Source organism: Salinispira sp., assembly GCF_059431795.1.
The window spans coordinates 1-13,309 of record NZ_JBXWXS010000021.1; the positions used below are offsets into that span (position 1 = coordinate 1).

Annotated in this window: 13 protein-coding genes; 11 read left to right on the top strand and 2 right to left on the bottom strand. The window is 51.6% G+C overall.

Features of this window, described 5'->3' with window-relative positions; translation table 11 throughout:
* Positions 1-640, top strand: a 640-nt coding sequence (locus AC52PS_RS07610; protein ID WP_495562454.1) for an MFS transporter, incomplete at its 5' end; no start/stop codon positions are given.
* A 5-nt stretch (positions 641-645) separates the two neighbouring features.
* Here AC52PS_RS07610 and AC52PS_RS07615 read toward each other — a convergent pair.
* Positions 646-1,836 carry a tetratricopeptide repeat protein gene (locus tag AC52PS_RS07615; protein ID WP_495562455.1) on the bottom strand — a complete coding sequence of 397 codons (1,191 nt, stop codon included), beginning with the start codon at positions 1,834-1,836 and terminating at the stop codon, positions 646-648.
* A gap of 198 nt (positions 1,837-2,034) precedes the next feature.
* On the opposite strand from AC52PS_RS07615, the gene osmF reads away from it, so the two are divergent.
* From osmF to AC52PS_RS07635, 4 genes are read left to right on the top strand one after another with little or no spacing between them, the layout of a single operon-like run.
* Positions 2,035-2,991 (top strand): glycine betaine ABC transporter substrate-binding protein OsmF, encoded by a 957-nt coding sequence (gene osmF, locus AC52PS_RS07620; protein ID WP_495562456.1) that lies wholly within the window; start codon positions 2,035-2,037, stop codon positions 2,989-2,991.
* Positions 2,992-3,003: 12 nt separating this feature from the next.
* Positions 3,004-4,224, top strand: a complete 1,221-nt coding sequence (locus AC52PS_RS07625) for an ABC transporter permease (RefSeq protein WP_495562457.1) — start codon at positions 3,004-3,006, stop codon at positions 4,222-4,224.
* Complete coding sequence (locus AC52PS_RS07630) at positions 4,221-5,318, top strand: ABC transporter ATP-binding protein (protein WP_495562458.1); 1,098 nt, start codon at positions 4,221-4,223, stop codon at positions 5,316-5,318. The genes AC52PS_RS07625 and AC52PS_RS07630 overlap by 4 nt, the downstream gene beginning before the upstream one ends.
* Positions 5,315-6,106, top strand: a complete 792-nt coding sequence (locus tag AC52PS_RS07635; protein ID WP_495562459.1) for an ABC transporter permease — start codon at positions 5,315-5,317, stop codon at positions 6,104-6,106. The genes AC52PS_RS07630 and AC52PS_RS07635 overlap by 4 nt, the downstream gene beginning before the upstream one ends.
* A gap of 199 nt (positions 6,107-6,305) precedes the next feature.
* On the opposite strand, the gene AC52PS_RS07640 is transcribed toward AC52PS_RS07635, so the two are convergent.
* On the bottom strand, positions 6,306-6,506 hold the full coding sequence (locus AC52PS_RS07640) for a cold-shock protein (protein WP_024268414.1): 201 nt from the start codon (positions 6,504-6,506) through the stop codon (positions 6,306-6,308).
* 268 nt (positions 6,507-6,774) lie between these two features.
* Between AC52PS_RS07640 and AC52PS_RS07645 the strand changes: the two genes are divergently transcribed.
* The 6 genes from AC52PS_RS07645 (at position 6,775) to AC52PS_RS07670 (ending at position 13,120) form a co-directional block, all read left to right on the top strand.
* On the top strand, positions 6,775-7,923 hold the full coding sequence (locus AC52PS_RS07645; RefSeq protein ID WP_495562460.1) for a PP2C family protein-serine/threonine phosphatase: 1,149 nt from the start codon (positions 6,775-6,777) through the stop codon (positions 7,921-7,923).
* Between the two features lie 393 nt (positions 7,924-8,316).
* Positions 8,317-8,808, top strand: coding sequence for a diaminobutyrate acetyltransferase (gene ectA, locus AC52PS_RS07650; protein WP_495562461.1), 492 nt, complete (start codon positions 8,317-8,319; stop codon positions 8,806-8,808).
* Between the two features lie 26 nt (positions 8,809-8,834).
* Positions 8,835-10,142, top strand: a complete 1,308-nt coding sequence (gene ectB / locus AC52PS_RS07655) for a diaminobutyrate--2-oxoglutarate transaminase (RefSeq protein ID WP_495562462.1) — start codon at positions 8,835-8,837, stop codon at positions 10,140-10,142.
* Positions 10,139-10,543, top strand: coding sequence for an ectoine synthase (locus AC52PS_RS07660; RefSeq protein ID WP_495562463.1), 405 nt, complete (start codon positions 10,139-10,141; stop codon positions 10,541-10,543). Before ectB ends, AC52PS_RS07660 begins: the two co-directional genes overlap by 4 nt.
* An 11-nt stretch (positions 10,544-10,554) precedes the next feature.
* A complete protein-coding gene (thpD, locus tag AC52PS_RS07665) occupies positions 10,555-11,496 on the top strand; it encodes an ectoine hydroxylase (protein WP_495562464.1) in 942 nt (313 codons plus the stop codon).
* A 112-nt stretch (positions 11,497-11,608) separates the two neighbouring features.
* A complete protein-coding gene (locus tag AC52PS_RS07670) occupies positions 11,609-13,120 on the top strand; it encodes an aspartate kinase (protein WP_495562465.1) in 1,512 nt (503 codons plus the stop codon).
* The last annotated feature ends 189 nt before the right edge of the window (positions 13,121-13,309 follow it).

The window sequence follows — 13,309 nt, forward strand, 5'->3', positions numbered from 1 at the left end:
CGGGCTGCAAGAATCCGGGCTGCAAGAATCCGCCGAACCGGGAAGCCTTGAGACCCTCAGAAATCTGCCCTCGCTGCTGAGTATGCTGATGTTTTTTATCTACACAGGAGTGGAACTGGGACTTGGACTGTGGAGTTTTACCCTTCTCACAGAGTCCCGGGCTGTGGACCCGGCGGTTGCGGGATTTATTACCGGCAGTTATTGGGCCATGTTTACCCTGGGCAGAATTCTCGGCGGATTGTACACCCGGAAACTCAGCACCGCCCTTCTACTTGTGAGTTCCATCTTGCTGGCAGGAGCAGGGGTGTTACTGCTCTGGCTGGATGTTTCCCCGGGAATGAGTGTGGCGGGTATAGGGATTACCGGTTTTGCCATTGCCCCGATTTTTCCCGGGCTGGTATCGGATACCCGAAAACGGGTGGGGCGGCGCTACGAAGCAAACACCATCGGGATGCAGATTGCCGCGGCGGGATTCGGGGGGGCAATTATGCCCTGGATTGCAGGCCTGGTTGCCGGCAACCTGGGGCTTGAAAGCATTCCCGCATACCTCTTTGCCTCCCTTGCGCTGTTGTTCGCCCTGTTTGTACTGACCCGTTTTCATCTTCACCGTGAGCCGGACGCCCGGGGGGAAACGGCGTGAACTGATTACTTCAGTGCTTCCGCGGCCTGGGTATCTCCCAGAGCCATGTAGAGTGCTGCAGCCCGCTTCCTGGCTTCTTCGGCCATCGGGCTCTCAGGGTAAAAGCGGAGCAGTTTGGCGTAGGCGGTGGCCGCATTCCTAATATCATCCTGGCCCGCCCATGCCCGGGCCATGGAGAACAGCACCAGATCTCCCTGCAGAGGTTTCTCTCCGCTTCCCAGATACCGGTTTGCCATGAGGAACATTTGGGAACGAAGTTCTGCATGCTCCAGTTCCGGGAGAAGGGATACCAGATCCGGGTAGCTGTAGCCCTCGTTTGCGGCCCTCCCTAGTTCTTCCCAAAGAAGTTCCCTGTCTTTTTCCCAGGCGAGAGCCTGACGGGAGGATAAAATATCCACAATAAGAGCGCCGATTTTCTGCTGCCACTGACTTTCTGTAACCGTATATGCACTGAGAAGCTGAAGAACCGCCCGTTCGCTTCTCCCTCTGCCGTATTCCATGACGCCATGATAGTAAAGCGCTTCCTGAAGATCTTCCTCGGGAAAATCGCCCCAACTGGAACTCATGGCAATTCTATGAAGCCGTGCTCTGAGATACTCCCGGACTGAGGTATCATCCTGCAGGAAGTAACTTCGCAGCTGCTCTATTTCATGTTCTCCCCTGCTTTCATGTTCCACCTTGAGTCCGTGGTGATAAATTACCCAGTTTTTTTCTTCAAGGGCCACGTGATATGCACCCAGCACATCAACACCCCATAAAACCATATTGAGAAATGCCCCGCTTCCGAATAAAAAGGCATTCACCTTCAAATTATCCCATTCCTCAGCGCTCAAATCCTGCCCATTCCAGACATCCCGGAAATCCTGCCACTGACGGATTACCCCTGCAGCCATCAGCCCGTACCCTAATGCCCGGCCTCCGGCCACTGCGGCTCCCGCATATGGCCGGTCCACACTGAAGAAGCCGTATCCCGGGGCAATCAGACTCATCCCCACAGTGAAAAAATCGATGTTCCGGTTTAATGAGCGGAACTCATTATAGGTCATGGTGGTGGGGATCCCCTGTTCCAGCTCCGGGGGAATGTCCCGGAAGATGAATGGCAGAAGATCCATCTGAGCATGGAGGGGAAGAATTCCTCCCACGAGAATAATGAGTACAATTACACTGATTTTTACTGCGAAACGGTTTCTGATCATACCTCCATTGTACCCCAACAGGAGCGGAGTGCAATATGTGAATGGGAGTGAATTTCCGGTTTTTCCCTTTACTTTTATCCTGAGCATAGTAATCTAACAATATGCCCTGAAGGGGGCGGGCTGCGGTACACACCCTGCATATGCATACTGCAGCTGTAGTAGTATGCAGTAAAAGTGCAGCCAAAGTAAGGAGGAATTATGCGACGTTCGTTCAGATGTGTTTTGGTCTTTGTTCTCATTGCAATGCTTACACTCAGCGCAACAACCGTGCTGTTTGCCGCCGGTGGAGCCGAAGAAGAAGGGCTCAAGGGGCCGGTCACAGTGGGTTCTAAAATTGATACCGAAGGGGCGCTTTTGGGGAATATGATTGTTGCCCTGCTGGAGGAAAACGGTTTTCAGGTCAACGATAGAACCCAAACCGGATCCACACCGGTGGTTCGGGAAGGTATTACCACCGGTGAGTTGGATATTTATCCGGAATACACCGGAAACGGTTTTTATCTGTTCAGCGGTGAGACGGAAGCCGATGTATGGAAAAATCCCGATACTGCATATGAAACGGTGAAACAACTGGACTATGAGGCTAACTCTATTGTTTGGCTTCAGCCTGCGCCTGCGAACAATACCTGGGCAATAGCCCTTCGGGAGGATCTGGCCCAGGCTGAAAACCTCTCCACCCTTGAGGATCTTGCCGAATATATCAACAACGGCGGAGAGTTCAAGATTGCCGGAAGTGAAGAGTTTATTTCCAGCGAAGCAGCCCTGCCCAGCTTCGAAGAAGGCTACGGCTTTTCCCTGGGCGAAGAACAGCTCTTGGTCTTTTCCAGCGGTAACACCGCCCTTACCGAACAGGCCGCAGCTGAAGGCACCGAAGGTGTGAACGCAGCCATGGCTTACGGAACCGACGGCCAGCTTGCCGCTCTGGGGCTGGTGGTTATGGAAGATACCCGTGGGGTTCAGCCGGTATATGAACCTGCACCAATTGTGAGGGAGGAAATCCTTCAGATGTACCCGGAAATTGAAGATATTCTCGAACCGGTGTTCCGCAGTCTGGATCTGAAAACTCTTCAGAGTCTGAACGCCCGGATTGCGGTAAACGGTGAAGATCCCCGTACAGTGGCAGAAGATTACCTGAGCACTAATGGCTTTCTCTAAACCGGACCAGCAATGAATGTCCGGGATCGGCAGCAATATAAATATTCAATACTGGCGGTGATTATTTTCACCGTCAGTTTTCTTTTCCCCTTTGCCGATATCCGGGAGAACCGGGTTGCCGGCAGCGTTCCGTTGTGGGCGGCGGATTTTCTGTTTCGCACCGGTCCCGGCGGTTTTCTCCTGCTGCTGGTTCCCCCTGGGCTGCTCATGCTGCGGATTATCGGGGGGAAGACCAAAGAAGTGAACCGGGAAGGGGCCTGGCTGGGGATTATCTCCGCTCTGCTGCCGGGCCTGAGCATCGTGGTCGCTTTTTGGGTGCTTTCGGGAATTCCCGGTGCCCACGAGGAATTTTTGGGTGAGTTTGGACGGGTGGGTCTGGGCTTCGGTTTTTACCTCTTCATCCTGGCGGGGATTATTCCGCTTCTTTCCGACCGTCCGCCCAAAGGGGGGGCATGGTTCGCTTTGGGGGTATTTCTTGTCAGCTCGCTGCTGCTATACCGCAGTTCGGCATTGGATGCTCTGGGTATCATCAAAGAAGCTTCCAACCAGCAGCGTCGCCTCCTGAAGGAAATCTGGAACCACATTAGTATTACCCTCACCAGCGTGGGAATCGCAGTAATTATCGGCGTACCCGGGGCGTTTTTTTCCTACCAGTTCAAGCGGATCAGGGATTCACTGTTTCCCGTACTGAACGTACTTCAGACCATTCCCAGTATTGCCCTATTCGGATTGATGATCGCGCCGCTGGCCGCCCTATCCCGAGCCGTTCCAATGCTCAGGCAGCTGGGGCTGCGGGGTATCGGCAATACACCGGCCATCATCGCATTGAGCATGTACGCCCTCTATCCGGTTCTCCGATACAGCTATACCGCGCTTTCGGAAGTGGATGGCAGGGTAATTGATGCCGCCAGAGGAATGGGGATGAACACCGCCCAGCTTTGGAGAATGGTGCGTCTTCCACTGGGCGTTCCGGTAATTCTCCACGGCATCCGGGTGGCTCTGATCCAGACCCTGGGCAATGCCACCCTGGCTAAATTGGTCGGGGGCGGCGGCTTGGGAGTGTTTGTTTTCGAAGGGCTGGGCCAGGCATCTTCCGATATGGTGCTTTTAGGGATGTTTCTCATTATTGCAATAACTCTGGTGGCGGATCAGCTGCTTTCCATTCTCATACGGCTGCTTACACCCAAAGCCTTACAAAAACAATACTCCGCACAAACGGGAGAACCCGAATGATAGATATTGAACAGTTCAGAAAATCAGTTCTCAATACGAAATCTGCAATCGAACTCACCGATGTGGGCGTGGATTACGGCAGTAAACAAGCCCTGAAGCGGATCTCCCTGAAGATTCCCCGCAACAGAGTAACGGTGCTTATCGGACCCAGCGGCTGCGGGAAATCCACCACCCTGAGAAGCATTAACGGCTTGGTTCCCGTATCCCGGGGAAGTATCAGTTATCCCGGCCTTGAATCGTCCCTGGATGATCTGGTAGAGCTGCGCAGAAACATGGGCTACGCCATTCAATCCGTGGGGCTCATACCCCATTTGACGGTGTGGGAAAATGTGAGTTTGGTCCCCAGACTGCTGGGCTGGGACAAGGCTCGACGTCGGGATCGCAGCAATGAACTTCTGAAACTGGTGAAGCTGGATCCGGATGAGTACATGGAAAAGTATCCCGCCCAGCTGTCCGGAGGAGAAGGCCAGCGGGTAGGAGTCGCCCGTGCTCTAGGTGCCGACCCCCATGTTCTGCTCATGGATGAACCTTTCGGTGCGGTGGACCCGTTGAACCGGGAAACCCTACAGGATGAATTCATCCGAATTCAGCGAAAACTGAAAAAGACGGTTATTTTCGTTACCCACGATTTGGAAGAGGCGGTGCGCCTTGCGGACTATTTGGTAATTATGAAGGATGGAGAAATCGTTCAGGCGGATCACCCCGAGGCAATTCTGGCCGAACCAGCGGATGAGTTTGTGGAACAGTTTCTGGGTCCAGACAGAGCCCTGAAGCGTCTTACCCTGTTCACCGCGGATCAGCTTTCACAGCCTCTCTACGAGCCCCGGGACGGCGAACCCCTTGCGGAGGGCCGCTGCACCTGGGAAACGGATCCAGACGGCATTCCAGTGGGTGTGAAGGCAATGGTACGGGGCAGGGAAGTCCGCCGAAGCATCGATCCGGGAAATCAGACCGTACGGGAATACTCGTCCCTGAAAGAATGCATGTCCCGTATTCTCAGCCTGGGTCTCCCGGCTGTTCCGGTGGTGGATGATGATCTGACTCTCAAGGCGGAGCTCAGGTATGAGCAAATTCAGGAAGTGAGTCTCCAATGAAGGAAGCATCAACGGGAAAACATGGTGGGGGCGGCCTTGGGGCCATTCGCGGCAATCTGCTCCGCACGGCCTTCATCTTACTGACACTGCTGTATATTCTTGCCCCGGGAATACAGGAAGGAATTCTCTCCCTGTTGTATCCCGGAGAAACACAGTTTCTCCATAGCAGGGTGAGTCTGGCCCGTATGACGCTCATTCATACAGGATTAACCCTGGGAGCAACGCTGTTATCGGTGGGGGTTGGGGTAGGCCTGGGGGTGGTGGTAACCCGGAGAGCGGGAAAGGATTTCCAGACCATGCTGAAACGGGTAAACGGGTTCATACAGACCTTCCCGCCGTCTGCTGTGATTATTCTCGCGTTCCCTTTTCTTGGATTCGGGTGGGAGCCCACCATGCTTGCCCTGTTTCTTTACTCCCTGTTTCCGGTGGTTGGAAATACCATTGTGGGATTTCAGAGCATCAGACCCGGGATCATCGATGCCGCCAGGGGAATGGGGATGAGCGAATTCCAGCGTCTGATGATTGTGGAAATGCCTCAGGCCCTGCCGTTAATTTTTACCGGCATTCGTCATGCGTTTATTCTGAATCTGGGGACGGCTGCAATCGGTGCGGTGATCGGTGCCGGAGGGCTCGGGACCATTATTATCAGCGGGTTAACCCTTCAAAACTCCGCGTTGGTCCTTTCCGGAACCATCGTAACCATAGCGCTGGCATTCAGTGGTGAAATGATCATCAACAAAGCCGAATCCCTCTTGTCCCGGGGTAAGATCCAAAAGGGGAGAATCTAAGCGGGCCGGCCCGGTCATACATCCGATCCAGTCATACATCCGGCCAGGGCAGGCATTGCTGCTGCGTCAAGATAAGCAAGTATAAGTGCGGGGCACCCACGGGGGCAGGTCAGGCTTACATTCGGGCACAAAAAAAGCCGTTCAGACCATTGGTCCGAACGGCTGCTTATTCGGTGGTGAACACCGAAGAATGCGGCTATTAGAGTTCCCGTACGGAAACTGCCCGGGGGCCTTTTTCGCTTTCTTCTACCTGAAACTCAACGGTTGCGCCCTCACGAAGAGTGCGGAATCCGTCTGCTACAATTCCAGTGTGATGTACGAAAATGTCATTTCCGCCTTCTCTGCTGATAAAACCGAAACCCTTTGTTTCGTTAAACCATTTTACGGTACCTTGTTCCATAAAATTGCTCCTTAAAAAAGTATTAATACTGCGATAGGACCACATGATATGCTGCTTGTTCATGTATGGCCGTGTTATCACATAAGGAACAACAGGGGGTCATAATGACATAAGTACAATCAATATCCTGATACCTACACTGCGTATCAAGGAAACAGTACTTCATGTTTACAGGGTTGTCAATCCAGAACATGAAAAAAGTGCCCTTTTTTTATGTTTTCTCGCAGGAAACATTGATTTTCGGCTTTCCAGCCATAAAAATACCAGTATGATCCAGCAACCAAGCCTCCTGTGCGTAGATGATGAAGAGCAAATACGAAAAGCCCTGAGACGGGAACTGGAATCCTGGCTGAACCGCCAGGGTTGGAACCTCCACTTGTGTTCAGGGGGTGAAGAAGCTCTTGAGTATCTCGCCGCCAACTCTCACACTGCAATTCTGATCAGCGATTTGAAAATGCCCAGGATGTCCGGAGCCACACTTGTGCAGATGGTGGCTGACCGGTATCCCGATGTGGTAACCATGCTGTTATCCGGATATTCGGATATTGAAGATATCAGTCACAGTATTCGGGCGGGAATTACCGCGTTTATTCAAAAACCCTGGGACAGCGCCGCCCTGAAAGCGGAAATCGGCCGGGCGATCACCCTGTACAACATAAAAAAGCAAAACCGTGAGTATAGAAATTATCTGGAAGATGAAATTCTGTGGACCAAACGGATTCAGAATATTCTTCTGGAAAACAGCGTGGATGAGGATATTCCGGAGCTGAAGTCTTTAACCTATCTTCCCATGAATTCCACCCGCTGCGGGGGGGACATGTACTGGGTCCGCCGCCTTGAAGATGACAAGTTCCTGGTGGCTCTGGCAGATGTTTCGGCCCAGGGGGTAAAAGGAACCTACTTCGCTGCCAGACTCAAGCAAATCGCCGATAGAATACAAAGCAGCAAGCCCAAGCTGCTTTTCAGTCCGGATCACTACCTCAGTGAGGTGAACAATCAGCTGTATGAAAAGCATCTAGAACTTCCGGATCTTCTGGTCACTATTCAGGTTCTGGTGATCGATACCCGCAGCTCAACCCTCCATTATGCCAATGCGGGGCATCTGCCGTTTTTCCATATCAGCGGGCAGGATATTCGCGCGGAGCATCTTACTTCTCCCGGGCTGGGATACAAGCCCGGGATTACCTACCGGGAACGGATTATCGGTATGAAGCCCGGGGACCGGATTATCATGGTAACCGATGGACTTTTGAAAGATAGAGACGGTTTAATGGCCGGAAATCCCCAGAGTCTTATTCAATCTGTACCCGATTCCCGCAGTGATGAGTGGGTGAATCTCTTTATTGAGACCGTGAAGGATGGCCGGGAACAGAGGCGTTTCTGGGATGATGTTACCATTATAGATATCGGTCTCTAATTTCTCACCCTCCCTTCTGTGCCGAAAGGCTCCGGCGTCGTCCGCCGCTCTTTTTCCACCCAAATCTGCCACAACAGTTTACGAATCTTCTGGTGCGTGCGGGGGGGGCGATATGTTGAGACGGTGGCGGGGCGATATGTATAGAGAGCAAATGAAATAACTGAATGCACATGCAGAAAATATTCGTGTACAAACATCTGGAAGGGAGTGCCGTATATATTATATGAATTGTACGCCATAAAAAAGTCGAAAAAAAACCTAATACATGCAAAATGAACCAGGACAGTTCACCAGCTCTGAAAAATAAACCGGTTTATCTACATACATGTAGGACATCCTACTTGAAATATTATTTAGGATACTATATATTAGGCCCCGATATATGGGGGGTACATGGTAGAATCATCTATAGTTGTTCGTGAGCCTGAGGCGACAGATGGCAGTCGAGTATATGACCTGGTTGCGGCCTCGCCGCCGCTGGATCAGAACTCTATGTATGCGAATCTTCTTCAATGCAGTCACTTCGTCGGTACATCCGCCGTGGCTGAATCGGGATCAAGACTGCTGGGGAGTCTCAGCGCGTATCTGATACCCGGCCGTGCCGATACCCTGTTTGTATGGCAGGTTGCGGTGCATGAAGATGCCCGGGGCATGGGCATGGCTTCCCGGATGATTGACCATATCCTATCCCGTGAATTGTGCTCTGGTGTACGGTTTATCGAAACTACTATCACTAAAGATAACAATGCATCGAGGAAATTATTCGCATCCATCGCCCGTCGGCGAGAATGCGAAATCACCGAAACAGAATTTTTCACCAAAGAACGTCATTTCGACGGAAGACATGATTCGGAGTTTCTTTTCCGGATCGGCCCTTTCGCGTAAAGCGGCGCTACATTTTAGGAGTTAATATGAAGATTTTTGACGAGATTGAATCGGAAGTTCAGTCATATGCCAGGTCGTTTCCCAGAGTATTCACCAAGGCTCAGGGAGAATATGTGTTCGACAATGAGGGAAAGCGGTATCTGGATTTTCTCGCCGGAGCCGGAACCCTGAACTACGGGCATAATAATCCTCTCTTTAAAAAAGAGCTGATGGAGTACATTCAGCAGGATGGAATTACCCATGGATTGGATCTCCATACCAAAGCCAAGGGCGAATTTATGGAAGCGTTCAACGAAATTATCCTGAAGCCCAGAGGTCTTGAATACATTCTTCAGTTTCCCGGGCCCACCGGCACCAATGCGGTGGAAGCTGCTTTAAAGCTGGCAAGAAACGTTACTGGACGGGAAAATATTATCTCCTTTACCAACGGATTCCATGGTGTGAGTCTGGGTTCATTGGCTACCACGGGGAATTCTCATCATCGGGGTGCCGCCGGGGTAAGTCTGAACGGCAGCTCACGGCTTCCCTATGACCGGTATCTCGGGGACGATATTGATACCACCCACTATCTGGACAAGGTCCTTTCCGATTCCAGCAGCGGTATAGATCTACCCGCGGCGGTAATTGTGGAGACCGTTCAGGGTGAGGGCGGAATTAACGCTGCAAGCGCCGAATGGCTGAGAAATCTGGAACTGGTATGCCGCAAGCATGATGTTCTTTTAATTGTGGATGATATTCAGTCGGGCTGCGGACGCACCGGCGATTACTTCAGTTTTGAAGATTCGGGCATCAAGCCGGATATTGTAACCCTCTCCAAGTCCCTGGGCGGATTCGGTCTTCCCTTTGCGATGGTGATGATCCGTCCCGATCTGGATCAGTGGAAGCCCGGAGAGCATAACGGTACCTTCCGGGGTAACAACCACGCGTTTGTAACCGCCAAAGCAGCAATTGAACACTACTGGAAAGACGATGCCTTCAGTAAAGAAATCAAACGCAAGGGGGATTATGTTGCCCAGCGTCTGGATGCAATTGTGGAAAAATACGGAGAAGGCAATTTTACATCCAAGGGACGGGGAATGTTCCGGGGGATTAATTGCATTAACGGTGAAATTGCCGGGAAAATTACCCACAAGGCGTTCAAGAAGGGTCTCATTATCGAAACCAGCGGTGCCGACGACCAGGTGGTGAAATTTCTCTGTCCCCTGGTAATTTCCGATGAAAATCTGAAAAAAGGTTTGGATATTGTTGAGGAAGCTGTGAAACAGGTATGCGCGGCTGAAGACAGCATTCCCGAAGAAACAGATTACTTTGATGATGAGAGGGCTATTTCATGATTGTACGGAATCTAAAAGAAGCGGAAGCTGGGGACAGGCGAATTGTATCTCCCGATGGCAACTGGGAAAGCACCCGAATGCTCCTGAAAGACGACAATATGGGATTCTCGTTTCATATTACCACAATATACAAAGATGCGGACTTTTACATGCATTATCAAAACCATCTTGAGTCGGTGTACTGCATGTCAGGCCGGGGGGAAGTGGAAACCCTGGATGACGGGAAACGCCATCCCATTGAAGCGGGTACTCTCTATATTCTGGATAAGCACGACAAACATATTCTCAGAGCCTTTGAAGAAATGAAAATGGCCTGTGTGTTTAATCCTCCTCTCACGGGAAAAGAGGTTCACAACAAGGAAGGCGCTTACGAGCTCGAAGCGGAAGGAATTACATCTTAGGAGGAGTTTTTATGGCATTACAGGATCCGTATCCCAGCAGGCTGCGCGATGAAGGGAAGATGCTTTCCCGAAAAGATCCTGTTATTCATCGGCCCGGGGGAAGCGACCGGGCCGGAGGTCCCCTGGAAATCGGTTTGCTGAAGCAATTTGAGACCGACGGGTTTCTGATCCTGGAAGACCTGTTCAGCTCTTCGGAGGTTGAATCCTTCAGGGAAGAGCTCATCAGGCTTTCCAGGGATCGGCAAATTCGGGAGTCGGGTGAGATCATCAGCGAGCCTGACAGCGGCGAGGTAAGGTCGGTATTCAGGATCCATGAAAACAGCCAGTTATTCAGTGATCTTTCAGCGGATCCACGGCTTGCGGGAATTGCCGAACAGATTCTTAACGATGAATTGTACATCCACCAGAGCAGAGTGAACTATAAACCCGGTTTCCGGGGGAAAGAGTTCTATTGGCATTCAGATTTTGAGACATGGCACAGTGAAGATGGTATGCCGCGGATGCGTGCTCTGAGTATGTCCATCGCCCTGACCGAAAACTTTGAATATAACGGTCCGCTCATGCTTATCCCCGGGTCCCATCAAACCTTCGTTGCAACAGAGGGTGAAACCCCTGAGCATAATTACAAATCCTCCCTGAAAAAGCAGGTTGTGGGCGTACCCTCCGATGACCAGGTACGCAGTCTTGCCCGGGAGGGTGGAATCGTAACAGCAACCGGCAAACCCGGATCGGTGATAATTTTTGACTGTAACGTGATGCACGGATCCAACGGGAATATCACACCGGAACCCAGATCGAATGTGTTTTTTGTGTACAACGCCATGAGCAATGCGCTGGTGGAACCCTTTAACGGCAAACAGCCGCGGCCTGAATATCTTGCAACCCGAAAACGGATCAAAGGCGTAAAACAGATCAAAGTCGTGAAACAGACCAGTCCCCAATTATCCTGGTAGCCCCAGGTGCGCGGGAGCCAAGGGTTCCCTGCGAAGGGCTGGGCAAACCGCCGGATTTCACGGGTGCAGATCCGGATAAAATACATGAGGATACAATACAAAGAGAGATGCTATGAAAGAGATACAGATTCAATCATTACAGGATGCCTCATCTGCAGAAGGCGATAATTCTTCCGGGAATCGGGGTGTGCACACGGTTGAAAAAATCGGCGGTACATCCATGAGTAATTATGCCGCCGTTCGGGATAATATCGTACAAAAGCCCGCTTCGGGCAATTCGCTGTACCAGAGGATTCTGGTGGTTTCCGCCTACGGAGGAATTACCGATAAACTCCTCGAGCATAAAAAGAACGGGAAGCCGGGGATTTTCAGCCTCTTCGCCAACAGCACAGGAGAAGACAGCTGGCACCAGGCATTTCATGAACTGAAAATACTCCTTTACCGGATTAACACCAATTTCTTCGGTGAAGGAGATCTTCTGGAAGAGGCAAACCGTTTCATCGACGCCCGTCTTGCATCCGCATCCGGCTGTCTCACCGATTTGGACCGTCTGTGTCGACACGGACATTTTTCCCTGGAAGAACATCTTTCCACGGTACGGGAGATGCTTGCCAGTATCGGTGAAGCCCACAGCGCCTGGAATATGGCCGCCCTCCTGCGCCGCGACGGGGTGAATGCCCGCTTTGTGGACCTCACCGGCTGGCAGACCAGCAGCCACATCCCCCTGGATGAGAGAATTGTTCAGGCGTTTGGTTCAGTGGATCTGGAGACTGAACTGCCTATTGCAACCGGATACGCCCACAGCGAGAACGGGCTTATGGCCACCTTCGACCGGGGATACAGCGAAATGACGTTCAGCCGAATCGCAGTGCTCACCGGGGCCCGGGAAGCGGTGATTCATAAAGAGTTCCACTTGAGCAGTGCCGATCCCAAATTGGTGGGCCAAGACAATGCGGTCCCCATTGGCAGGACAAACTACGATGTGGCGGATCATCTTGCCAATCTGGGAATGGAAGCGATCCATCCCAAGGCTGCTAAGGGACTGAGAAAGCAGAATATTCCCCTGCGGGTGAAGAATACCTTCGAACCGGAACACACAGGGACCTTAATTACAACCGATTACAGCAGCGATTCACCCATGGTTGAAATTATTGCCGGCAGAAGGGGAATCTACGCCCTGGAGGTTTTCGATCAGGAGATGGCCGGCAATGTGGGCAGATATGAACAGGAAATCCTCACCCTTATCAAAAAAATGAGGATTTATACCGTGGCGAAGGATATTAACGCCAACACGGTTACCCACTACCTTGCTGCAAGCCTGAAGGTGGTAAAAAGGATCCGCTCGGTTATTGAAGAGATGTTTCCTGAAGCGGAAGTGGATCAGCAGAAGGTTAGCATCGTGTCTGTAATCGGGACAGATATGAGCGAAGCGGGAATGCTTTCCCAGTCGGTCCGCAGTCTGGCGGAGAGCAATATCAATATTCTATCTGTGCATCAGAGCATGCGTCAGGTGGAAATGCGCTTTGTAATCGCCGAGGATGATTTTGATCAGGCGGTTAAGGCCCTGCATTCCCGGCTGGTTGAAGTGCATGACCATGGAAGGGCAATTACTCTGGCCCAATGAGCCCCAGCCACCGGGAGCAGCAGGCATCCCTGGAGGTTGGCATATTCGGGCGGCCAATGAGCCCCAGCCACCGGGTAGCAGCCACAGAGCCCCCAGCCACCAGGTAGCGGAATTTAGATCAAATTAGATTCTTTTTGAAAATGGAAATTTGAAAGATACTCCAGTATAGTGGAATTATCGGTATGGGAA